The organism is Gudongella sp. QWL-04 (assembly GCF_058683975.1).
On sequence record NZ_CM178754.1, the window covers coordinates 2,299,416 to 2,322,944 of the forward strand.

The 23,529-nt window shown below is 41.6% G+C and carries 19 protein-coding genes and 1 other annotated feature; of the genes, 16 read left to right on the plus strand and 3 right to left on the minus strand.

Going from position 1 to position 23,529, the window contains the following annotated elements:
* Positions 1-30: 30 nt before the first annotated feature.
* The 5 genes from AC4PHB_RS11430 (at position 31) to AC4PHB_RS11450 (ending at position 7,419) form a co-directional block, all read left to right on the plus strand.
* Complete coding sequence (locus tag AC4PHB_RS11430) at positions 31-1,122, plus strand: M42 family metallopeptidase (RefSeq protein ID WP_492136553.1); 1,092 nt, start codon at positions 31-33, stop codon at positions 1,120-1,122.
* A 197-nt stretch (positions 1,123-1,319) separates the two neighbouring features.
* Positions 1,320-2,630 carry a copper amine oxidase N-terminal domain-containing protein gene (locus AC4PHB_RS11435; protein WP_492136554.1) on the plus strand — a complete coding sequence of 437 codons (1,311 nt, stop codon included), beginning with the start codon at positions 1,320-1,322 and terminating at the stop codon, positions 2,628-2,630.
* A 179-nt stretch (positions 2,631-2,809) separates the two neighbouring features.
* Positions 2,810-5,923, plus strand: coding sequence for an HD domain-containing phosphohydrolase (locus AC4PHB_RS11440; RefSeq protein ID WP_492136555.1), 3,114 nt, complete (start codon positions 2,810-2,812; stop codon positions 5,921-5,923).
* A 40-nt stretch (positions 5,924-5,963) separates the two neighbouring features.
* Positions 5,964-6,563 (plus strand): hypothetical protein, encoded by a 600-nt coding sequence (locus AC4PHB_RS11445; RefSeq protein WP_492136556.1) that lies wholly within the window; start codon positions 5,964-5,966, stop codon positions 6,561-6,563.
* Between the two features lie 10 nt (positions 6,564-6,573).
* A complete protein-coding gene (locus AC4PHB_RS11450) occupies positions 6,574-7,419 on the plus strand; it encodes a DUF6920 family protein (protein ID WP_492136557.1) in 846 nt (281 codons plus the stop codon).
* An 11-nt stretch (positions 7,420-7,430) separates the two neighbouring features.
* Here the strand turns inward: AC4PHB_RS11450 and AC4PHB_RS11455 are convergent, their stop codons facing one another.
* Positions 7,431-8,207, minus strand: coding sequence for an ABC transporter ATP-binding protein (locus AC4PHB_RS11455; RefSeq protein WP_492136558.1), 777 nt, complete (start codon positions 8,205-8,207; stop codon positions 7,431-7,433).
* A gap of 175 nt (positions 8,208-8,382) precedes the next feature.
* Here AC4PHB_RS11455 and AC4PHB_RS11460 point away from each other — a divergent pair, with 175 nt between their 5' ends.
* The 4 genes from AC4PHB_RS11460 to pstB all read left to right on the plus strand — a co-directional run bounded on the left by AC4PHB_RS11460 (position 8,383) and on the right by pstB (position 12,038).
* Positions 8,383-9,366 carry a PstS family phosphate ABC transporter substrate-binding protein gene (locus AC4PHB_RS11460; protein ID WP_492136559.1) on the plus strand — a complete coding sequence of 328 codons (984 nt, stop codon included), beginning with the start codon at positions 8,383-8,385 and terminating at the stop codon, positions 9,364-9,366.
* 79 nt (positions 9,367-9,445) lie between these two features.
* Positions 9,446-10,366 carry a phosphate ABC transporter permease subunit PstC gene (pstC, locus tag AC4PHB_RS11465; protein WP_492136560.1) on the plus strand — a complete coding sequence of 307 codons (921 nt, stop codon included), beginning with the start codon at positions 9,446-9,448 and terminating at the stop codon, positions 10,364-10,366.
* A complete protein-coding gene (gene pstA, locus AC4PHB_RS11470; protein WP_492136561.1) occupies positions 10,366-11,244 on the plus strand; it encodes a phosphate ABC transporter permease PstA in 879 nt (292 codons plus the stop codon). Before pstC ends, pstA begins: the two co-directional genes overlap by 1 nt.
* Positions 11,245-11,258: 14 nt before the next feature.
* The gene (gene pstB / locus AC4PHB_RS11475) at positions 11,259-12,038 is read left to right on the plus strand and encodes a phosphate ABC transporter ATP-binding protein PstB (protein WP_492136562.1); all 780 of its coding nucleotides are present in this window, start codon (positions 11,259-11,261) and stop codon (positions 12,036-12,038) included.
* A gap of 57 nt (positions 12,039-12,095) precedes the next feature.
* Here the strand turns inward: pstB and AC4PHB_RS11480 are convergent, their stop codons facing one another.
* Together AC4PHB_RS11480 and AC4PHB_RS11485 are read right to left on the minus strand one after the other, a co-directional pair.
* Positions 12,096-12,644, minus strand: coding sequence for an isochorismatase family protein (locus AC4PHB_RS11480; RefSeq protein WP_492136563.1), 549 nt, complete (start codon positions 12,642-12,644; stop codon positions 12,096-12,098).
* Between the two features lie 13 nt (positions 12,645-12,657).
* Positions 12,658-13,788: a DUF362 domain-containing protein gene (locus AC4PHB_RS11485; RefSeq protein WP_492136564.1), complete on the minus strand. Its 1,131-nt coding sequence runs from the start codon at positions 13,786-13,788 to the stop codon at positions 12,658-12,660.
* Positions 13,789-13,886: 98 nt separating this feature from the next.
* Between AC4PHB_RS11485 and AC4PHB_RS11490 the strand changes: the two genes are divergently transcribed.
* The 7 genes from AC4PHB_RS11490 to AC4PHB_RS11520 all read left to right on the plus strand — a co-directional run bounded on the left by AC4PHB_RS11490 (position 13,887) and on the right by AC4PHB_RS11520 (position 23,498).
* A complete protein-coding gene (locus AC4PHB_RS11490) occupies positions 13,887-14,480 on the plus strand; it encodes a DUF3841 domain-containing protein (RefSeq protein WP_492136565.1) in 594 nt (197 codons plus the stop codon).
* Positions 14,481-14,516: 36 nt separating this feature from the next.
* Positions 14,517-15,446: a D-alanyl-D-alanine carboxypeptidase family protein gene (locus AC4PHB_RS11495; RefSeq protein ID WP_492136566.1), complete on the plus strand. Its 930-nt coding sequence runs from the start codon at positions 14,517-14,519 to the stop codon at positions 15,444-15,446.
* Between the two features lie 28 nt (positions 15,447-15,474).
* Positions 15,475-16,746: a 3-phosphoshikimate 1-carboxyvinyltransferase gene (gene aroA / locus AC4PHB_RS11500; protein ID WP_492136567.1), complete on the plus strand. Its 1,272-nt coding sequence runs from the start codon at positions 15,475-15,477 to the stop codon at positions 16,744-16,746.
* Positions 16,736-17,827, plus strand: a complete 1,092-nt coding sequence (aroC, locus tag AC4PHB_RS11505) for a chorismate synthase (protein WP_492136568.1) — start codon at positions 16,736-16,738, stop codon at positions 17,825-17,827. The genes aroA and aroC overlap by 11 nt, the downstream gene beginning before the upstream one ends.
* 76 nt (positions 17,828-17,903) lie before the next feature.
* Positions 17,904-20,240 carry an ATP-dependent DNA helicase gene (locus AC4PHB_RS11510; protein ID WP_492136569.1) on the plus strand — a complete coding sequence of 779 codons (2,337 nt, stop codon included), beginning with the start codon at positions 17,904-17,906 and terminating at the stop codon, positions 20,238-20,240.
* A gap of 99 nt (positions 20,241-20,339) precedes the next feature.
* A complete protein-coding gene (gene htpG, locus AC4PHB_RS11515) occupies positions 20,340-22,202 on the plus strand; it encodes a molecular chaperone HtpG (RefSeq protein ID WP_492136570.1) in 1,863 nt (620 codons plus the stop codon).
* A 193-nt stretch (positions 22,203-22,395) separates the two neighbouring features.
* Positions 22,396-22,645: a binding site (T-box leader), on the plus strand.
* Between the two features lie 70 nt (positions 22,646-22,715).
* Positions 22,716-23,498, plus strand: coding sequence for an amino acid ABC transporter substrate-binding protein (locus AC4PHB_RS11520; RefSeq protein ID WP_492136571.1), 783 nt, complete (start codon positions 22,716-22,718; stop codon positions 23,496-23,498).
* Positions 23,499-23,529: the final 31 nt, after the last annotated feature.

The window sequence follows — 23,529 nt, forward strand, 5'->3', positions numbered from 1 at the left end:
AGAGTAGATAATCTGAGTGGAGGTGTCCGGATGAAGGAGCTGCTGAGAAAAAGAATCAAAGAGATGACAGGACTGATAGGAGTAAGTGGAAAGGAATGGGATGTAGCTAGTTATGTCAAAAGAGAGCTGGCTGAGTTTGTCGACGAGATCAAGGTATTAAACAATGGGATCGTAATAGCTCATATTAAAGGAGAAAAACCGGGACCAAAGGTTATGGTTACAGCTCATATGGATGAGGTAGGTTTCATGATAAAATCAATTGATGCTAATGGATTTCTATTCTTCGACAGGCTCGGAGGAGCCACTGAAGCGTGTATCCCGGGAAGAAAGGTGCTGGTCAAAGGAACTAAAGGCATAATACCTGGAGTTATAGGGGTAAGAGCTGGGCACCTTTTGACACCAGAGGAAAGATCCAAACCTCAGACCGTGCAGCAGTCCTACATAGATATATGCGTTTCTTCAAAAGCTGAGGCTGAAGCTTTTGGTATAGGCGTCGGTTCACAAGTAGTTCCGGACAGCCCCTGTACAGAAATGCATGATCCGGATTATCTTATAACAAGGGCTGCTGATTGTAGAGCGCTCTGTGCAGTAATAGTTGAGACTTTCAAAAAACTGAGTAAAAAGGATATTAGTGGAGATATCTTTGGGGTGTTCAACATACTTGAAGAGACGTCAACGAATGCAATAGGGGCAGCGGTCAACTATATCAAGCCTGAATACGGGCTATACTTGGACACTATTCCATGTGGAGACGTTCCTGATTGTAATTTTGAAAAGGAGCTGCCTGTTGCACTGAAGAAAGGGCCTGTGATAATACTTCAGCACAACTCGATCAATACAAACCTTTGTGTGGGGAGTCACCCAGCTTTAATTGAGGCATTGCGTAAAATCGCATTAACCATAAATATAAAGCACCAGGAGATAGCTCTTAATGGTGCTGGCTACGCAACAGATGCCGTCACCGGAGTATCTGCTGGAGAAGGTATGGCAGTGGCGGTACTGGCTTGTCCAAGAAGGTATTCCCATTCTCCATCTGAAATCATCCATTTGGATGATATAGTTGCTACTCAAGCATTGGTAGAGGAGTTTCTAAAAAATCCTGTGGATATTGATATTGTATGATAAGGATCCGAGAGGATATTGAAAAAAATTAGATAGATATTTCCTTGAGCAATGATGTAAATACTGGGTAAACATATAATGGAAGCATTGAATAATGAGGAATGCTTAGACACGAGAAACTTATTTGGACGCTTGTTTCTCGTAGAGCGAGCAGCGTAACCGGCCTATTGGCCGGTTTTATTTTTGGGGGGATAAATATGAAAAGAAACTATAAGGTGCCATTAATGTTGTTATTTATATTCGTGCTGATATTGAATTTGGGTGTGCCGGTATATTCCCAAGCAGAGAATGCGACCCAAGCCTTTGAAGGTATAAGCTACGATAAAACAGGAGAAATTAGAGTTATAGTCGATGGTAATCAGCTTATTTTTGATACTCCTCCAATTATAGTCGAAGGCAGAACACTGGTTCCCATGAGGGCAATATTTGAAGCTCTGGGTCTATCAGTTCAGTGGAATGAAGCTGACCGTACAGTTAAGGGGACAGGTGAGGGGATAGAAGTACAATTGGGAATAGGAAGCAACAAAGCTATAGTAAATGGAGTTGAGCAAATCTTGGATGTGCCTGCCATGCTTATTGGTGGGAGAACCATGGTACCACTTAGATTTCTGTCATCTTCGCTAGGCTACAATGTTGTTTGGATAGAAGAATCTCAACTTATACTTTTGAGTAAAGGACCAATAGTTGAATGGAGGTATGGTGGCTTTGAAGCTGCGGAGCCTTATAAGGAGTATGAATACAAGTATATCAATGGAGTGGCTACTACAGAATACAGATACACAGGGACACTAAAGCAAGTCGAGCTGGTTGACATGTTTAGAAAGGACGGGAGCATAATTCCAAATGTACCGGATTTTATGTTAAAGAACTACAACCCTGAATGGTCACAAATTTCACCATATGTAGGGAAAACCTGGTGGATCCATATCGATCAACTTAGCGAAACCACCAGGACCAGTAAGCTATTTACTGAAAATATGGAACAAATCATCCTGGATGATTTGGAGGAGCTTAAAACATCAGGAGGTTATGTGAGAATAACAGTCGAAGAGCATCTATTCAGCCTTGATTTGTGGAAAAAATTCATAAACGACCCAGAATCCCAAGTATCAAAGATTGAGGATGAAAAGCTATTGAACAAAGTGATCATTGATAGTAATGATACTATCCTTAAGGTATCCATGGAGGATGGGAGCAAAGGTTATATTCCCCTGAAGGCTCTGAAAGGGACTGTTATAGAGCCTGAGAAAAACAAGATTTACACATATCTTGACAAAGATCCAACAATACTTTTCAAATGGGACAAAATAGCCTGGAACAGATTGGAAAAAGAACAGCCTTGGGTAGGTATGTCCAACGAAATGTTGCTTGTTAAAATTAAAGAAATCCCAGATCAGAGGGCAGAGATAAAGACAGAGTTCTCAGTTCTCGAGCTATGGGTCTATCAGCATGAGTATGGAGATTCAGTATATTACTTCGATGATGGAGTACTTGTAAACATGTGGTAGTTCCTGATCAACCCCGGAGAAAAATATTCTCCGGGGTTTTTATTGCTAAGTTTTGTCAAATCTGAATCTTCAAACACATTAAAGTTGATTATGATTAAGCACAATGCTATAATTAATTAGAAATGTGTATTTTACAGTATTTTGGCAAGAAAAATCACACTTGATGGAAGGATTAATGTATGGAACGAAATCCCAACCAGTTCTTTAGCAAAATATCAATTAAAACGATCATACTTGTTTCTTTCATCATCAGCGTAACTGTTACCGTAGGAGGGATCGGGTACCTCATTTACTCCAGGTGGAGCAGCTCTAATGACATAGTTATTAAGAGAATAGCTGATGATATGAACATACAAATAATCCATCAGATCGATGAATACCTTCATGTGCCAGAGCATATTGCGGAGGTCAATTTAGGTCTACTGGAAAAAGGTGTGGTTGATCTAAAGGATCAGGTTCAAAGAGATAAGTTCTTCGTTAACATAATAAATACTAACGAAGGCAATGTATATAGTGTCAGCTTTGGTTCAGAGCTTGGAGAGTATTATGGAGCAAGGAGAAATGATGATAATAAGGTAGAAGTAATGAGAAACAATGAAGATACTGGAGGTAATTCCTGGTATTTTTCTGTCGATGAGAAAGGTGTCATCGGAGAGCTCGTTAAGGATGCAGGAAGATTTGACCCAAGAACCAGAGATTGGTATAAAGCTGCCAAAAGCTCAATGGAATTTACGTTTTCACCGATTTATAAGCATTTTGTGATGGATGACTTGACAGTCTCTGCTGCAGCTCCTGTTAAAAATGAAGATGGAGCCATAGAGGGTGTGTTTGGTGTACATTTGTTATTATCAGGTCTTAACGAGGTGCTGGAAGAGATAGCAGTACCTGCAGGTTCATATGCAATAATTGTGGAAAAGGATACAGGTAATGTTGTAGCAAACTCCTTAGGTCAGGATAATTACGCCATAGGTCTGGACAGTTCTTTTGGAAGGCTTCATCTTTCATATACAGAAAACAGAGTCGCATGGAAAACCTACCAGGAATATTTGAATGGGAATAATGATCTAGTGGAAGGATATCGAGGAAATGAGAAGCTTTTTAGTAAGTACGAAGAGTTTAGCAGACCAGGGATCAATTGGCTGGTAATTACGGCCGTGCCAGAAAGCCTACTGGGCAACACCTTATCGGCAACAATGGATGACAGCATAATAATAGGACTTTTGTGTTTATTAGCGTCTATACTTGTATTTTTGGTAGTATCAAGGAAGCTTTTCTCACCCATCGACGATATACTTGAGGCTAATAAAAGCTTCTCAGAGGGAGACCTTGAAAAGCGAATAAAAATAAGGCGAAGAGATGAAATTGGAAGGATAGCTGAATCCTACAATGAAATGGCGGACAGGACTTTTTCACTAGTCAACAACCTTGAAGAAGAAGTTATTGACAGAACTGAGGGTATAAGAAAAATAAACAATGAGCTTCGCGAAAGCAAGGACAGCCTCCAATTGATCCTGGACTCTGCAGCTGAAGGTATATACGGCATAGATAAGGATGGGAATTGTACCTTCGTCAACAAAAGTGCGCTTTCTCTACTTGGCTACTCCTCTCCTGAGGAGCTTTTAGGAAAAAACATGCACGATATGATACATCACAGTCGCAGAGATGGAATGCCAATGAAATCTGAGACATGCAGAGTGATGGTCGGCATGAAGCAGGGCAGGGGCGTCAGGGTAGATGATGAGGTGTTCTGGAGAAGAGACAATTCAAGCTTCAATGTCGAATATTTCAGCTACCCTCAGATTGAAGATGGAGAAATTATTGGCGGCGTTGTAACGTTCAATGATATAACCGAGAAGCTTAAGCTTCAAAGGCAAATATACAAAGATAAGGAGCAATTCAGGACCACTCTCTTATCAGTAGGGGATGGAGTAATATCCACTGATAATAAGGGAAGGGTAGAGGTAATGAATCCGATAGCGGAGATGCTCACCGGCTGGACGCAAGATGAGGCAAGGGGAAAACTCTTTGACAGAATATTCCACATCGTAAACGAACGCACAGGAGAGCTTTGTGAAAATCCTGTAGAAAGGGTTCTTGAGAGCATGGAGATAATTGAGCTTGCCAACCATACGATCCTTATTTCAAAGGACGGAAGAAGGGTGCCAATTGAGGACAGTGCTGCGCCGATCAGAAGTGAGGACGGTTCGATCACAGGTGTGGTTATAGTATTCAGAGACTTTACCGAGAAAAGAGAAAAGCTAAAGGAAATTGAATATCTAAGCTTCCATGATCATCTAACAGGGCTTTACAATAGGAGATATATGGAGGATTCAATAAGAAGGCTTGATTCATCGAGAAACCTTCCATTTACAATACTCGCCATAGATGTAAATGGGCTGAAGTTAACCAATGACGCCTTTGGGCACAGGATGGGTGACAGTCTCCTAATAAGCGTGGCTGGTATGCTTAAGCGGGTCTGCCGAGAGGACGATATAATTGGAAGGATGGGAGGGGACGAATTTATGGTACTCCTTCCAGGGACCGACCAAATTGTAGCAGAAAGCGTCAAAAGTCGCATAGAGGAGGCTTCCAGAGAGGTCAAGCTGGACTCAGTGGTCGTTTCCCTCGCTGTAGGGCATGCTACAAAAAATAATAAGGAAGAAGACATCAACACGATCATGACTCTGGCAGACAACAACATGTATAAGGATAAGCTTAAGTATGGGCGACTTATGAGGAGCCAGACCATCGAGGTAGTACTTAAAAACATAAATCTTAAGTATGACAACGAGCAGATCCATACAGAGAGAGTATCCCAGTATTGCGTTGCAATGGCTAGGGAAATGGGCTTATCAGGTGTTGAGGTTGAGAATATAAAAACGGCAGCCGTACTTCATGACATTGGCAAGATAATGGTTCCTCCTGAGATACTGAATAAACCGGGGAGGCTCACTCCAGAAGAATATGAGATAATAAAGAAGCATCCTGAGACAGGGTACCAGATCCTAAAGTCAGTAGACGAGTATGCCTCATTGGCAAATTATGTGTTGTACCACCATGAAAGATTGGACGGTTCAGGCTATCCTGAAGGTCTAAGGGGAGAAGATATACCCCTTATATCAAGAATAATCGCAGTAGCTGATGCATATGAAGCAATGACTGCAAAGAGGCCTTATCAGACACCAAGAACCAGGGAGGATGCAGCTAAGGAGCTTCTTAGATGCTCTGGAACTCAATTTGATGCTGAGATCGTTGACATATTTATTGGAAGAGTTCTCGGGCTTGATGCTTAGTCGACTATCGTCTTGAAATATAGATAGAGGATGTGATCAAATGAGGAGAAGATTAATCGGTGCATTAATGGTCATTGCAGTTCTACTGATGGCTCAATCTCTCCTTGTAGATGGTGGAGTATCATATCAGGGCAGCATCGCTCCACCTGTTCAGATTGAGCTAATTCCCACTGAGAAGCTATCCATAAAGGGAGATGAGGGGGATGTAGCCATAAGACTATTGGCAGAGTATAAACTTAAGGGAGTAGTCAAGGCAAAGAAAAAATATAATGACTACCCTTCTCAAATATCAAAGTATGATATAGCGATCGCTTGGGGAGATCTTAACAAAGAGGAGTATGACGAACTCATTAAGTACACACAGGGAAGCAGATGGTACTATTACAACTACTCCAGAGATTTTCCAAAGGATGGATCCTTCATAGCCGGTAATTCAGCCAATGTTCACCTGGTACATTCCAATGAGGAGATATTGGGTAAGCTTAAAAAAATCAGGAGAAACGATTATGTAAGCATTGAAGGCTATCTCATAGAAGCTATTTTCCCAAATGGTCCATGGAGAAGCAGCCTTACAAGGACGGACGCAGGTGATGGTGCCTGTGAGATATTATATGTAACTAAGGTAGATATTGTAAATTAGGGGGAACCTGATGGATATTTTATTCGATTTTATTTATGCAATCGGCATTCTGCTTCTAATAGCAATGGCCGTTATATGGCTTGGCTCGCGAGGATTTAAAAAGAACGTCAAGAGAGAGTTAAAAGAACTTCATGAGTTTCAGGGCGAAGCTAAGGAGAAACAGGTCACAGAAAAGGATATCGAGCATCTTCCCGAGGCTGTAAGAAAATGGATGAGAGCAAGCAGAGTTGTAGGTAGCACAAAACCAAGAGTCGCTGTACTTGAGGAAAAGGGATATATGCAGCTTGATCCTGAAAAAGACAAGTGGATTTTTGCATCCGCTAAGCATCACATAGGCTTGGAAAATCCATCATTTGTCTGGACAGTTAGAGCTGAGCTTTTCCCAGGTATTTATATCCACGGAAGGGATCATTATCTTGACGGATCCGGAGCACTGCAAATGAGGCTTTTTAATCTAATTAAGGTAGCCAATGAAGAAGGTGGCCACAAGATAAACCAGTCCTCCTTTCAAAGATATCTGCTGGAACTGCCTTGGTATCCCCATGCAGCATTAAATCCAAACATGAAGTGGACACAGCTTGAAGACGGCTCTGCAAGAGTTGTCATGACCAATCGCGGAATATCAGGGGAAGCAAGGTTTTGGTTTAATGAAGAGGGTAATGTAATAAAGTGTAGCGCTATGAGATATAAGGAGACTTCAGGTAATGCACCCCTATACGAGTGTATAGGGGAGTCAAAGGATACGATTGAATATAATGGAATTAAGATACCCAGAGAGGTACACGTAACCTGGGTGCTGCCAAAGGGTGATTACACCTGGTTTAAAGTCGAGGTTACAAAAGCAGAGTATAAGTAAAATTAAATAAATCAGAGCTGAAAGCTGATGGCGTATCTGTCATTGGCTTTTTTACATTCAATTCCAGTTTCGAAAAAATCAGATAGATTCTCTGTAGTTAGCAACTCAGCTGTTGAACCTTGAGAATGGATCTCTCCCCTTCTCATCAGCAGAGAATGGCTAAATGCAGGGAGTATCTCATCGATTTGGTGAGTGACATACACCAAAGTAGGAGCATCCTCTGTTTTGCTTAATTCATCAACAGTTTTTAACAGCTGCTCCCTCGAAAATATATCAAGTCCGGTACAAGGTTCATCAAGTATCAGGAGCTTTGGATCCGACATAAGGCCTCTTGCTATAAGGATTCTTTGCTTTTCACCCTGAGATAAAGTCCCATAGAATCTGCCAGAAAGAGATTCGGCATTAAGTAGCTTTAGCTTTTCGATGGCAGTTTCTTTGTCTTCTTCAGAGGGTATATTGAACAATCCAATAGATGCATATCGTCCGCTTATGACTATATCGATTGCTCTCTCATTGGGGTATAGCCTTTCCTGCAAAGCTGTACTTACCCAGCCTATGGATTTTCTAAGCTCCCTGAGATCATACCTTCCAAAGGGCTTGCTAAGTACAGTCACCTCTCCGCTGGAGGGGAAGATATATCCATTTATCATATTTAAAAGTGTAGTTTTACCTGAACCATTAAGCCCAAGAACAACCCAATGCTGGCCATTTTCTATACTCCAGCTGATATCTTTGAGTATATATTTTGAATCCCGTTTTATTGACACATTTTTTATGTATAATATCATCCTGATCTACCCTTTCTAAAATGAACATTTTTTTAATTATATCAGTTTATCATATGAGTTTAGTAAAAATTATTTTTCGATTTTACATAACCTTTACATTGGCATCATGAATCCTTAATGATGCCTTGGTATCATGTGTTTGAGAATATAAAGAAAGATCAAGGAGGATGGAAAATTGAAGATTTCCAAAAAGATATTGGTAGCAATAATGGCAATGATATTAATATTTTCAATGGCAGCATGTGGATCTGAGGAACCGGCATCAACACCTGATGGAGTAGAACTTGAAGGTACGGTCATAGTAGACGGATCAGGAACTGTATACCCTCTTATGGCAAATATCGCAGAGGAGTACATGACAAATGTCCAGCCCGGAGTAAGTGTTCAGGTCGGTAGAGCAGGTTCAAGTGCAGGCTTTAAGAAGTTCATACCTGGAGAAACTGATTTCTCAGACGCTTCAAGAAAGATCAAGGACGAAGAAATAGCTCAGCTTGAAGAGAACGGCCTTAAGATGGGCGAAGATGTAATGGAAATCAAACTTGCATACGATGGACTTACAATGGTAATCAATAAGGAAAATACCTGGGCAACTGAAATGACTGCAGATGAGATAGTAAAAATGTACCTTTCAGGATCTTTTAATGCAGATGACAAAATAATGTGGTCAGATGTGAGAACTGATTGGCCAAAAGAGCAGATCAATTTCTACGGACCTAATGAAAATCATGGAACATATGAGTTCTTCTACGAAGTTATACTTGGCAAGGCTGATATGGTAAAGACTGCTAACTTACAGCAGGAGTATTCAACACTAGTAGACCTTGTATCTAAAGACAAAAATGCAATAGCTTTCTTTGGATATGGATACTATGCATCAAATACCGATAAAATTACAGCTGTAAAGGTGGACTTTGGCAACGGACCTGTTGAACCATCACTTGAAACCATAGGAGAAGAGTTGCCATACGCAGGCTTTACAAGATTGGTCTACACATACCTAAATCTTAGATATGCAATGGAAAAGCCTGAGGTACTTGACTATGCAATGTATGTTGTATCACCTGATGGAGCAGGTAAATTAGCTGGAGATAATGGTTTTGCTCCACTACCAGCAGAAACCTATGCTGAATATTACTCACAGCTTGAGGCTATGAAATAAAAACTATGAATAATGGAATGAGAGGCTGGGGCCTCTCATTCCAGCATGTTTCAAATAGAATGCTTGGGAGAGAATAGCAATGGAAAGTAAAAATGTCAGGGAAATAATCCAGACGAATATAAAAAGTAAAAAGTACAGATCAGACAAGGTAATGCCAGTGTTTTTTCTTGTAATGGCACTTATATCAGTGGCTACTACCTTTGGCATAGTATATACGCTAATATTCGATGCTGCGAAGTTTTTTACTGCGGTGCCATTTAGTGAGATATTCAGTACCGAATTGAGCCCTTTGTCAAAGGATCCGAAATTTGGTATGCTGCCCCTGTTAAATGGAACTCTTATGACCACAATAATTGCCATGCTGGTAGCTGTACCTGTAGGTATGGCGGCTGCGATATATCTTAGTCAGTTTGCATCTACAAAGGTCAGGAAGCTTCTGAAGCCTGTACTTGAGGTTCTTGCTGGGATCCCGACGATAGTATATGGATTTTTCGCTTATTCGTTTGTAACTCCATTGCTGATGAAGTTAATACCATCATTAGGAGCTAAAAACGTTCTTAGTCCCGGCATTGTAATGGGAATAATGATAATCCCTATGGTTGCATCTCTTTCAGAGGATGCAATGAACTCGGTTCCCGGGATTATGAAGGATGGAGCGATGGGGCTTGGATCTACAAGGCTTGAGACAACACTTAAGGTTATAATACCTGCTTCAATATCTGGAATAATGGCATCGATAGTGCTTGCAGTATCAAGAGCCATTGGAGAGACGATGATCGTAACCATAGCCAGTGGCAGCTCAAAGAACTTTACCTTTGACATAACTCAATCTATGCAGACTATGACAGCATATATCGTGGAGTTTACAAGTGGAGATGCAGGGAGCGGCACTGTTGGTTATTACAGCCTTTATGCTGTTGGACTGATACTCTTTGTTTTTACTTTGATAATGAACCTGGCTGCACAGTATATTTCCAGGAAGTATAGGGAGGAATACTGATGAATAGGATAAATGTTGACAGTAAAAGAATTGAAAAGAGAGTCCGCCTAAATAACAACCTGAAGTGGGTATTCTCAATTATGACATTGCTTGCAGTTGTAGTCCTGGCTATCCTGCTGTTTCAAATAGTCAGAGACAGCATTGGTTGGCTGGATATTCAGTTTCTCACAAACAAACTATCGATTAATCCCGAAAAGGCAGGCATTAAGGGAGTAATAGTCGGTACGGTATATATGATGCTTATAGTCATACCAGTAACCTTGCTGCTTGGCGTTTCCACTGCTATATACCTTGAGGAATACACAAGAGACAGCAAGCTTCAGAGGCTAATAAAAATCAACATATCTAATCTTGCAAGTGTACCGTCTGTAATATTTGGGTTACTTGGCCTTACAGTTTTCTCAAGAGCTTTGGGCTTGGGATCGAGCATCCTTGCAGGTGGATTGACGATGTCACTCCTTGTACTGCCTATTGTAGTAGTAGCCTCTCAGGAAGCTTTAAAGGCAGTACCAGGATTTATTAGAGAAGCTTCTTATGGCATGGGAGCCGGAAAGTGGACCACAATCTGGAGAGTAGTTCTGCCGGTGGCTATCCCAGGAATATTGACAGGGGCAATACTTGGTATATCGAGGGCAATAGGAGAAACTGCTCCTCTGGTTGTATTGGGTATTCCGACTCTCTTACTGAAAATACCGACAAGTATCATGTCGGATTTCACCACTTTGCCGATCCAGATATACTACTGGACCCTGGACACAGTACTAACACCTGAATACGCATATCTTGCGGCTGCAACCATCGTCGTCCTATTGGTGACCTTGTTTATTCTTAATTCAGCTGCAATCATAATAAGAAATAAATTTCAAAAGCAATTTTAGCAGGGGGAAAATAGATGAACGAACTAAATCAAGCGATAAATGGATATGTATATGACGTTCAAGGGTTAAATCTCTGGTATGGAGAGAAGCAGGCTCTTATTGATATAGATCTAAAGGTCAAGAAAAACGATATAACAGCTATAATTGGGCCATCTGGCTGCGGAAAATCAACATTTATAAAAACTCTTAATAGGATGATAGAAAATGTACCAGGAGTTAAAACTACAGGGAAGATTATATATCAAGGTAGAGATATTTTTGACCCTACCCTAAGAGTTGAGGAACTTAGAACTAGAGTGGGCATGGTTTTTCAGAAACCAAATCCATTCCCTAAATCAATTTTTGAGAATGTTGTCTATGGACCCAAAATTCATGGGATAAAGGATAAGAAGGTCCTTATGGAAATTGCAGAGCAGAGTCTTAGAGGAGCTGCGATATGGGATGAGGTGAAAGATAGACTGAACGACAATGCTTACGGTCTTTCAGGAGGCCAGCAGCAGCGTGTATGTATTGCTAGAAGCCTTGCGGTAAATCCTGAGGTTATCCTTATGGATGAGCCTACCTCAGCGTTGGATCCCCTTGCGACTCTTAAAATAGAGGAACTTATGGAGGATCTCAAAAAAGACTACACAGTCATTATAGTAACTCATAATATGCAGCAGGCAGCACGAATTTCAGACAGAACAGCATTTTTCTTGAATGGAGAATTAATCGAATATGACAAGACTAACGTGATCTTCAGCAATCCAACTGATAAAAGGACAGAGGACTACATTACGGGAAGATTTGGTTAAAAAAAGCCCCCTGATTCAGTATCAGAGGGAGGTTGGGCCTGGAGTTAGGGACCAGGTCTATTTTATTAGCTTGGATACAAGTTTGAACTCGGGGCTGCCAGCTTTCTTCAATAGATCAAATAGTACTGTTTCCATGTTGGTTACAACAGCTCCCATTTCCTTCATGAGCTCGAAGCCGCTCCACATATTGTCTACGGTTCTTGACGCTATTCCGTCCATAACTGCAAATACGTTATAACCGTCATTTAGAAGGTCTCTTGCTGTCTGGAATACACATACGTGGGATTCCATTCCTGTAAGAATAACATTTTTTCTGCCGCTGGCTGTCAAAATAGACTTCAAGTCGTCGTTATAGGCTGAGAACACAACCTTTTCAAGAGGGTTTCCTTCCTCAAGATGTTCTAATAACTCAGGGACAGTTCTGCCAAGACCCTTAGGATATTGCTCAGTATAAATGACAGGGACCTTCATTTCCTTCAGAGCCTGAAGCATTACCCCATTGACTTCTACTGCCTTGTTGCCAGGATACATAGCGGGGATAAGCCTTTCCTGGATATCGATCATCAGCATTATTGAGTCATCAGTATTGAGAGTGTAATTTTTCATATAAATCTCCTTTCTATTTTCCAAACACCAGCCTGTGAAGGGGATGTCTTTTTATTCTAATCGCCTTTTCAGGGCATAGCTCGTGACAGCAAAAACATCGAATACAATGATCTGTGTCTATGACAGCCTTATGATCCTCCATAGATATTACCTTAGGAGGACAGTTCCTTGCGCAAATCCCACAACCAACACAGACATCTTTTTTCACCTTTGGATAGGGTCTTATGCTGTCCAATAGGAAGTCCTCTACAAATTTTGGTATTCTTCCCTTAACGAAATTGACATGAGTGGATCCTGGAAGCCTAAAGGGGATCACAGTAAGCTGCTCAGGAGTTATATTGGTATACTCTATTTCCTTTAGATTACAGAGCCCTCTATCTTCTGCCTGAAGTATAGTTGGTACACTTGATAAGCCTGCAATTTTTGCGGCAGCGTGATCCAGCTCATAAGGACTTTCTCCAGCAAGTATAAGACCAAGTTCTCTTATATCGCCACTTGAAGGACCGTCGCCCTCCATCGCATGGATACCGTCTATTACAGAAAAAGTCGGCTTGACATAGTCACATATATCCAGAAGCATATCCGCAAAATGAGTAATGTCGTTAAGCTTAAGATGATAATCTGCTTTCGTAACTCCGGGGATCATTCCAAAAAGGTTCTTGACAGCACCGGTATATGTCATCATTGTATGGGTCTTCAGCTTTGCACATGACACGACGTAGTCCACATCTGTAAATGCCTTTACCAGCTTAAGTGAGTGTACCAGCTTAGAGGCTGGGGGCTTCACGTCTATAGTGTCTGTGTTGAAGTTTAGCTCACAGCCAGTTCTATCTGCAACGGCTGCTATACCGGAAGCATCATATATGGCTTTTAGCATAATTGAGTTGAAGGGGCCACCGGGACTGTCGCCTATCAAGACGTTATGACCCAATCCTTGGAGATACCTAACCACTCCCTCCACAACAAATGGGTGTGTCGTGACTCCATCCTCCGGTTTATTGAGCTTAAGAAGATTTGTCTTAACAAGTACCTTGCCAGGCTTCAGCTGTTTGATGGAAGGTATGTCATCAAGTGACCTTGAAACCGTGTCTAAAACCCTTCTGTATTCATAATCTCCGCATTTATATATCGCTATCTTGCCCATTATTATTATCCTCCATGTTATAATATTGATTATACAGTAATTTTACGCCCACAAGAAGGGTATAATGGGAAAAGATAAACTATAGGGAGGTATTTATTATGAATGGAGAAACTGTGACCCTTTGGACAAGGCAGGATGAAAAAAGTCTTAGACAGCTTGAAAAAAACGGAGTTATTCATAATAAGAGAGAATACATAGAAGCCCAGTATGAAGATATAGCAGATCACTTCATCAAGCTTTATAGATGGTTTGTTGAGGCTGCATCAAGAAGGGTGCCAAAGCCGGAAAATGTTGAGTTTCCAATATGGTGCTCAGTAAGCCTTGCCAACATGCTAAGGCCTTCTGAAGGGACGGTCTGCTACGAGTTGGAACTGCCTAGAGATAAGGTCATATATTTCGATGGATCAAAATGGGATTACGTTTTGAATCACATTTATATCCCTAGGGATGATCAGGATCAGAAGGAATACCTCGAAGACTTAAAACGAAAGGGCTTCAAGGATGAATTCAATCTATATGAAGGTAAATATGCTCATCTTTATCCCCTCGAAAGAAAGAGGATAATCGACAGCTGGGAGAGGATATTTACAATAGATAATTGGAACGAATTTGTAGTGCAAGGAAACATTTGGGAAATAAGGCCGGAATACATCAAAAGAATACAAAGGTTTGGAGATAGTCCGATATTTTAGGAGCTTAATGACAAGCGTGAATCAGGGGGTAATACTATGAATCCAAGGCTCAAGCTGGCAGCAAGTCTTATATTGTTCATCGTATTTCTCGTTGTTATGATCCCGGATATGCTGAAGAGGGGCTCTGGTGATCTCAACACAGATTCACCAGCATTGTCAGAGCCATCTGCAGACGAAACCGATACTGAGTTGGGTCCTGATACTCCATTGGAGGAGCAAACCTATATGTTTGCCACAGGCAATCTGAACATCAGATCCGGACCAGGGATGGATAATGAGATCATAAAGGTGGTCCCAATTGGAGAAAAGGTCCAGATCAATGAAAGAGTAGAACCTTGGTATAAAGTTACATATAGAGATGTAATTGGTTACAGCCACAGTGATTATCTATCGGACATCCTCGGTGATGAGCCTCAAGCAACTCCCGCAGCATCAACACCTGCTGAAGGAGTTAAAAAGATAAGCGGCATTATCCTGGTCAACAAAGAATATAAGCTCCCAGCTGAATATAGTCCCGGGGAGGATCCTGAAGCAAGAGCCAGGCTGGATGAAATGCTCTTACAGGGCGAAAAAGAAATCAAGAAACCTTTGCATGCATTTTCAGGTTATAGAAGCTATAGCTACCAGGAGAACCTATACCTAAGTGATCTTTATAACTATGGGCAGGAATATGTGGATAAATTCACAGCAAAGCCAGGGTACTCTGAGCACCAAACAGGGCTTGCATTCGATATCGGAGGAGAATCCAAATGCTGGGCTGATCCTTGCTTTGACGATACCGAAGAAGCCAAATGGCTTGCTGAGAATGCACACAGGTTCGGCTTCATACTTAGGTACCCTAAGGAGAAGGAGGACATAACCGGCTACGGCTTTGAATCATGGCACTTCAGATATGTTGGCGAAGAGCACGCTATGAAGATCTACGAAGATGGACTGTCACTTGAGGAATATCTTATTAGGCAATAAGGATTCCTTATAGAAGGGAAGGATAGTGTTGAAGAATGCATTAATCAAGCCTGGCCTATTGATTGGGTCAGTCGATGTACCCCCGTCAAAAAGCATAGCTCATAGAGCAATCGTTGCAGCATCTCTGGCTGGGGGTTATAGCGTAATTGAAAATTTCATGATTTCCAGGGATATGGAGGCAACTATAGATGGAATGAGAAGCCTGGGAGCAGATATCTTGGTCATGGAGGATGGGAAAAGTCTAAAAATATCTGGGGGGAAAAAAATAGAAACCCCGATCGAGATAGATTGTATAGAATCAGGATCAACCCTTAGATTTCTGATACCTCTGGCCTTGGTTAAAAGCAAGGAAGCCGTTTTTAGAGGGCGGGGGAGACTGGTGGAAAGACCTCTGGGTGAGTATTTGAGAATATTTGAGAGGCAAGGGATTGAGTACACACTGCAGGAGAATAGGCTTCCATTGTCTGTCAAGGGAGTCCTGAAGTCTGGAGAGTTTCATGTCGATGGAAGAGTGAGCTCTCAGTTTATTACGGGTCTTCTTTTTGCCTTGCCGCTTCTTAAGGGAAACTCGATGATAAATATTGAGGGTAAGCTTGAATCGCGAGGCTATGTAGACCTTACGGTAGATGTGTTAAAGGATTTTGGGATTGAAATCGGGAACAGGTCATATAAGGAATTTTTCATACAGGGAGATCAGGTCTATAAAAACAGGAATTTCAGAATAGAAGGAGATTATTCTCAGGCTGCATTTTGGATTGCCGCAGGAGTACTGGGAAATGGAATAAGACTTTACGGACTCAATTTCCATTCGCTTCAGGGGGACAAGGTCATAATAGACATAATAAAAGCCATGGGTGGCAATATTATAGCTGGTAACGATTGGATCGAGGCAAAGCCCTCTGCCCTTAAAGGGATAAGGATAGATGTTTCTCAATGTCCTGATCTGGTGCCTATACTTTCTGTGCTTGGATCCTATGCAGAGGGAGTTACTACAATTGAAAATGGTGCAAGGGCGAGGTTAAAGGAGTCTGACAGACTACACGCTATAGCAGCAGGACTGAACACCCTTGGAGGAGATTTGACTGAAACGGCAGAGGGACTTGATATTAAGGGTGCAAGGAAGTTGCATGGAGGAGTAGTAGACAGCTTTAATGACCACAGGATCGCAATGGCTCTTGCAGTTGCTGCTTCAGGAGCAACTGGGGAGGTCACTATAAAGGAAAGCGAATCCGTAGAAAAGTCATACCCGGAGTTTTGGAAGGATTTTAATAGGCTGGGAGGTTTAGTATATGAGCGGTAGCTGGGGCAGAAACATTCAACTATCAATATTTGGAGAGTCACATGGAGCTGCTGTCGGAATAGTACTTGATGGGATAGAGCCCGGCTTTAAGCTTGATATTGAAAAAATTCAACAGCAGATGGGCAGAAGATCACCCGGAAGGGATGAGCTTTCAAGCCCAAGGAAGGAGCAGGATCAGTTTGAACTGTTAAGCGGGATATACAATGGTATAACGACGGGTACTCCAATAGCCATCCTGATTAGAAATACTGACCAAAGATCAAAGGATTACGATAAAGCAGATGTTCTGTTCAGACCCTCACATGCAGATCACACTGGTTGGGTGAAATACAGAGGATTCAATGACCCAAGAGGAGGGGGACACTTTTCTGGAAGGTTGACTGCTGCGTTAGTATGTGCGGGAGCTATTGCCACGCAGCTTTTGGCAAAGGAGGGCATTTTTATTGGTTCACATATACTAAAGGCAGGCAGTATAGATTCCCAAAGTACCCTTGATGATCCGATTTCACTAAAAGACCTATCAGAGCTTAACGCTTCAGAATTCCCTGTAAGAAGCAAAGAAATTCGGGATTTAATGGCGGAAGAAATTATAAGTGCCAAATCAGGGGGAGATTCCTTGGGAGGAATAGTGGAGGTTGTCGCTCTGGGACTTTCGTCAGGACTTGGCGATCCGTTTTTCAATTCAGTTGAGAGTGTCCTGTCAGGCTTGTTTTTCTCAATCCCAGCCGTTAAAGGGGTTGAGTTTGGAAAGGGCTTCGAACTTTCGGGGATGAAGGGATCAGAGGCTAATGATCAGCTTAAGATGGATGACGGTAAGATAATCTACCACACAAATAATAATGGAGGGGTTCTTGGTGGAATAACCAACGGAATGCCTTTGGTTGCAAGGCTTGCAGTAAAGCCTACACCTTCTATAGCTCTTGCTCAAAGGACAGTATCGGTTCAAACGGGAACAGACGAAGAGATCGCGATAGAGGGCAGACATGATCCGGCGATCATAAGGAGGATAGCACCTGTTGCAGAGTCTGCGACAGCACTTGGGATACTGGATATACTTATGGAGAGTAAAAAATGGGACTAGCTATTTAGCTGGTCTCTTCTTATTTCAAACAAAAAGCATGATATAATGGTATCAACAATATTTTGAGGTAAATGCCGTGGATAGATTTGTAAGGATATCAGTAAGAAACCTAGTTGAATATGTTTTAAGGTCTGGAGATATAGACAATAGATTTGTTTCCATGTCCAGAGCTGCGGAGGGGACCCTCGCTCATCAGAGGGTCCAGAAGGGCTACGCCAAGGGTGATCTTAAAGAGGTGGTCCTGAAGCATGATATGGAGTATGGAGAATTCACCTTTCAAATAGAAGGTAGAGCAGATGGAATATTATTCACAGATGACGGCATAGTGATAGATGAGATAAAAAGCACCACAAGAGACCTGAAGGAGCTAACAGAGGACATTAATTTAAGACATTGGGCACAGAGCATATGCTATGGCTACATATATGCATACCAAAATGGGTTGGAGAAAATTGGGATCCAGCTTACCTATTTCCATCTTGAAACTGAGGATACCGCAAGATTGAAAAGAACAATATCCTTTGCTGAAACAGAGGGATTCTTTCTGGACCTTTTAGACAGGTTTATTCGCTGGGCAGGGCTTACCTTTGATTGGGGTGAAAAGAGGGATGCGTCGATAGGAATACTGGAATTTCCATTCCCAAGCTATAGAAGGGGACAGAGGGAGTTAGCAGTAGCGGCATATAAGACAATCAAGGAAGGGAAAAGCCTTTTTGCACAAGCACCCACCGGCATTGGAAAGACTATGTCAACTCTTTATCCTGCATTAAAGGCAATGGGAGAAGGTCAATCAGACAAGATATTTTATCTTACCGCCAAGACGTTGACTCGAGAAGTCCCTCTGTACTCAATGGAGCTTCTAAGCAGGAGGGGCTTGCGGACAAAATCGTTAGTAATAACAGCTAAGGATAAAATTTGCCTGAATGATGAGGTAAAATGCAACCCGAGAGACTGCCCATATGCCAAGGGGCACTTTGATCGGGTAAATGATGCCATAATTGACCTTTTCGACAAAGAGGATCTATTGACCAGGGACATTATAGAGCGTTATTCCCAAAGGCATAAGGTGTGCCCATTTGAATTCCAACTTGATATGAGTCTTTGGTCAGATGTTGTTATCTGTGACTATAACTATGTATTCGATCCACAGGTATATTTGAAAAGGTTCTTTGATATGGAAAATGGAAATTACGTATTCCTTATCGATGAGGCGCACAATTTGGTGGACAGGTCCAGAGAGATGTTTTCGGCGGATTTGAAGAAATCGCAGCTTGCTGAAATCAAGCCATTTGTAAAGGAAAGAGCGCCTAAGCTTTATAAAGCAATCAATGGGATAATAAAGATACTTAATGCACAAAGAGACAGAGAGGGAATCACCGAGGGGTGCTATCAGAATGAAGAGCTTACAGATATATACTTTCCTATAAAAAAAGCTCTTACGATCATGGAAGGATATCTTACAGAGCAAAGAGATACAGAGGGTTACGACATAGTTCTGCAGTTATACTTTGATTTACTTAGCTTCATCAGGATATCAGATCTCTATGGAGAGGATTTCGTAACAACTTTGCAGGGGAGTTCAAAGGATGTTCATTTGAGGCTTTTTTGTGTAGATGCCTCCAGGCTTCTAAGAAATGGAGTAAGAAGGGGGAGAAGTGCCATATTCTTCTCCGCTACCCTGACTCCTATGAATTACTTCAAGGAGTTACTGGGAGGAGATAAGGGAGATTATCACATAAGGCTGAGCTCGCCTTTTCCGAGAGAGAATTTGGGACTTGCAGTTCATGGCGATATCTCGACCCGGTATAGACACAGGGAGGAAACCTATGAGGACATAGCTGAAATGATCCATGAGTTTGTTCAGTCGAAGCAGGGAAATTACCTTATATTTTTCCCGTCGTATGTTTATATGAACAGAGTATTCGAATTATTTTCGAATAGGTATCCAGGTTATAATTCTGTCAAGCAGGAGGGAGGAATGGACGAAAAAGCTAAGGAATCATTCTTAGCCGACTTTCATTTAGAGGATGACCTGGTAGCATTTGCAGTACTTGGAGGAACTTTTTCAGAAGGGATAGACCTTGCGGGCGACAGACTTATAGGGGCAGTGATAGTAGGGGTAGGAATGCCTCAGCTTGGCTTCGAGAGAAATATAATCAAGGATTACTTTGATCATACACTTGGGGAGGGCTTTGACTATTCCTATGTATTTCCAGGAATGAATAAGGTGCTTCAAGCAGCAGGCCGAGTAATACGAACAGAGGAAGACAGAGGGGCCATACTTCTTATTGACGACAGATACCTGACTGCCAGATATAAAGCCCTTATGCCACCTGAGTGGAACGGATTTAAGGCCATAAGAGGCAGTAAGGACCTGAGGGAATATCTTGCTAAGTTTTGGGATGAAATATAAAATCAGACTTCTTGACATAAAAAAGCATATATGTTATTTTTTAATTAGCACTTGAGAGTTGAGAGTGCTAATTTTATTTTGGAATGGGAGAGGATTATTGTGGAGAAAAAGCAATTTCAGGCAGAATCAAAGCGTCTTTTGGATCTGATGATCAATTCCATTTACACTCATAAGGAGATATTTCTTAGGGAGTTGATCTCAAATGCTTCAGATGCGATAGATAAGATTTATTACAAGGCCTTGACTGATGATTCGATCCAGTTCAGTAAGGACGATTACTTTATTAAGATCGAGACTGATGAAGAAAAAAGGACCCTCAAGATAATTGACACCGGAATAGGTATGACCAGGGAGGAGCTGGAGGATAACCTGGGAACTATTGCAAAAAGTGGAAGCCTTCAATTTAAAAAGGATGTAGAGATGAAGGACGGCTATGACATTATCGGGCAGTTTGGAGTAGGCTTTTATTCTGCCTTCATGGTGGCTGATAAGGTTGAAGTAATATCCAAAGCATTTGGAGGAAACGAAGCATGGAGATGGGTATCTGAAGGAGCGGAGGGCTATTTAATTGAGGCTTGTGAGAAGTCAGAAGTGGGTACCGAAATTACCCTGACCCTAAAGAAGAACAGTGACGATGAGGACTACGACCAATATCTGGATGAATATACACTAAAGGGAATCGTTAAGAAATACTCTGATTTCATTCGATATCCTATCAAGATGGAGATATCTGAATACAAGAAGAACGAAGAAACAGACAAATATGAGACTGTTAAGGAAGAAAAGACCGTAAACAGCATGATACCCATCTGGAGGAAAAGCAGGAAGGAGCTTAAGGATGAGGATTATGAAAACTTTTATTCCGAGAAGCACTTTGGATTTGATAAACCTCTTAAGTGGACTCATATAAGCATCGATGGTGCTGTTAGATACGATGCTATCCTCTATATCCCTGAGAAGGCACCCTTCGACTATTATACAAGAGAATACGAAAAGGGCTTGGAGCTTTATTCAAGTGGAGTTCTTATAATGAATAAATGCCCAGAGCTGTTGCCCGACTATTTCAGCTTCGTAAAGGGTGTCGTAGATTCAGAGGATCTCTCATTGAATATTTCAAGAGAGATGCTTCAGCATGATAGACAGCTTAAGCTGATGGCAAAGAAGATTGAAGAGAAGATCAAGGACGAGCTTACTTCAATGCTTAAAAATGAAAGAGATAATTATGTCGAGTTCTTCAAGAATTTTGGGAAGCAGCTGAAGTTTGGTATATACTCAGATTTTGGTATGAACAAGAATAAGCTGGAAGATCTACTGATGTTCCAATCCTCAAAGAACAAGGAACTTGTAACCCTTGATGAGTACATCGATAGAATGCCAGAGGATCAACCATATATCTATTATGCTGCGGGAGATTCAGTTTCAAGGCTTGAGAAGCTTCCGCAGACTGAGTTGCTTAGAGACAAGGGCTATGAAATTCTCTACTTTACTGACGAGGTAGATGAATTTGCAATAAGGATGATACCAAAGTATCATGAAAAGGAATTCAGGAATGTTTCAGGAAGTGATTTAGGTCTAAAGGAACAAGAGAAGGAACCGGTTGAGGAAAATGAAAAAGAGCTGTTTGAAAAAATGAAGGAGATCCTAGGGGACAAGGTCAAATCAGTCAGATCTTCAAATAGACTTAAAAGTCATCCGGTATGCTTCGCAAGTGAGGGTGAGATATCCATTGAGATGGAGAAAATATTGAGCGCCATGCCAAATGCAGATGGAGTACATGCTGACAAGGTGCTTGAGATAAACCAATCACACCCAATATTTGAGAAGCTTAAGAATGCTGAAAAGGATGATCCTGAGAAATTTGCCTTGTATACTGAACTACTTTACGATCAGGCAAGATTGATAGAAGGGCTTCCTCTGGAAGACCCTGTGGATTTCGCTAATAGAATCGCAAAGCTGATGTAGATAAGTGATGAGTTTTAGAGCTGTGAAAAGCTTTTATCGGACCGTTCTCGGCCGCATGGCCAGGTAATGTCCTAAAAGTTTTCACAGCTTTTATTTCACAGAGCCTATCAGTCAAAAAATATATAAAAATTTTCTATTTGGTACTTTACAAAAACACTTTCACATGGTAGCATATGAAATATCAGTTTAATATGCTAATGTGATGACAGGAAAGAGTAAACGGCAGGAAGCTTTCAGAGAGTGCATGATTGGTGAGAATGCATAGCAGGCAGTCGAAGAACACATCCTTGAGCAGGTCGGTGAAATCCATTTGGATAGTAGCTGGATTCGGGACTCGCACCCGTTACAGTGTAGGGGTATAGAGGATATGTACCCACAGAGGACGATGTCGTGAGGCGTCGTCGAATAGAGGTGGAACCACGGGTATAACTCCCGTCCTCTGGCATTCAGGCTGGAGGACGGGGGTTTTTTAGTCTGGATAAATATTAAACTATTATAAAGGAGTAGATGAAAATGACAAAGAGAAAAGGTACGCTATTGATGGTAGCAATGTTGGCACTAACGATTCTGGTAACAGGGTGTTCTCCCAAGGCACCTGCAGCTGAAGAAGCTAAGGTACTTGTCATGGGTCTTGACGACACCTTTGCACCTATGGGCTTCAGAAACGAAAAGAATGAGATAGTAGGATTTGACGTTGACCTTGCACTGGAAGTTGCAGCTAGAAACGGATGGGAGATTCAGTTCCAGCCAATAGATTGGGCAATGAAGGAAACTGAGCTTAACGCTGGCAACATAGATATGATATGGAACGGCTATACAATAACTGAGGAAAGAAAAGAGAAAGTAAACTTTTCCGACCCATATCTAGCTAATGCACAGATCATAGTCACGATGGCAGGTTCTGATATCGAGACTATGGCAGATCTTGCTGGCAGAGCAGTTGCGACCCAGGCAGAATCAAGCTCACTGGATGCAGCCAGAGCTAAAGCAGGCTTTGTTGAAAGCCTGAAGGATGGGAAGCTGATAGAGTATGCAACATTCAACGAAGTATTCAATGACCTTGAGTCGGGAAGAACAGAAGCAATAATTGTAGACGAGGTCCTTGCAAGATATTATATGAACAACAAGGGCGGAGATGCATATAAGGTTCTTGAAGAGAACCTGGGACCTGAGGAGTTTGGTGTAGGCGTTAGAAAGGATGACACAGAGCTCTTGGATGCACTTAATGCTACCTTGAACGAAATGAAGGAAGATGGAACCTACGACGAGATATATGGAAAGTGGTTTGCGAAATAAAGCAATGAAATGAAATGAAAAGGATGTTGTT

Coding starts and splice junctions, on each gene's coding strand:
- AC4PHB_RS11430 (WP_492136553.1), top strand. CDS start 31: ATGAAGGAGCTGCTGAGAAAAAGAATCAAAGAGATGACAGGACTGATA.
- AC4PHB_RS11435 (WP_492136554.1), top strand. CDS start 1,320: ATGAAAAGAAACTATAAGGTGCCATTAATGTTGTTATTTATATTCGTG.
- AC4PHB_RS11440 (WP_492136555.1), top strand. CDS start 2,810: ATGGAACGAAATCCCAACCAGTTCTTTAGCAAAATATCAATTAAAACG.
- AC4PHB_RS11445 (WP_492136556.1), top strand. CDS start 5,964: ATGAGGAGAAGATTAATCGGTGCATTAATGGTCATTGCAGTTCTACTG.
- AC4PHB_RS11450 (WP_492136557.1), top strand. CDS start 6,574: ATGGATATTTTATTCGATTTTATTTATGCAATCGGCATTCTGCTTCTA.
- AC4PHB_RS11455 (WP_492136558.1), bottom strand. CDS start 8,207: ATGATATTATACATAAAAAATGTGTCAATAAAACGGGATTCAAAATAT.
- pstC (WP_492136560.1), top strand. CDS start 9,446: ATGGAAAGTAAAAATGTCAGGGAAATAATCCAGACGAATATAAAAAGT.
- pstA (WP_492136561.1), top strand. CDS start 10,366: ATGAATAGGATAAATGTTGACAGTAAAAGAATTGAAAAGAGAGTCCGC.
- pstB (WP_492136562.1), top strand. CDS start 11,259: ATGAACGAACTAAATCAAGCGATAAATGGATATGTATATGACGTTCAA.
- AC4PHB_RS11480 (WP_492136563.1), bottom strand. CDS start 12,644: ATGAAAAATTACACTCTCAATACTGATGACTCAATAATGCTGATGATC.
- AC4PHB_RS11485 (WP_492136564.1), bottom strand. CDS start 13,788: ATGGGCAAGATAGCGATATATAAATGCGGAGATTATGAATACAGAAGG.
- AC4PHB_RS11490 (WP_492136565.1), top strand. CDS start 13,887: ATGAATGGAGAAACTGTGACCCTTTGGACAAGGCAGGATGAAAAAAGT.
- AC4PHB_RS11495 (WP_492136566.1), top strand. CDS start 14,517: ATGAATCCAAGGCTCAAGCTGGCAGCAAGTCTTATATTGTTCATCGTA.
- aroC (WP_492136568.1), top strand. CDS start 16,736: ATGAGCGGTAGCTGGGGCAGAAACATTCAACTATCAATATTTGGAGAG.
- AC4PHB_RS11520 (WP_492136571.1), top strand. CDS start 22,716: ATGACAAAGAGAAAAGGTACGCTATTGATGGTAGCAATGTTGGCACTA.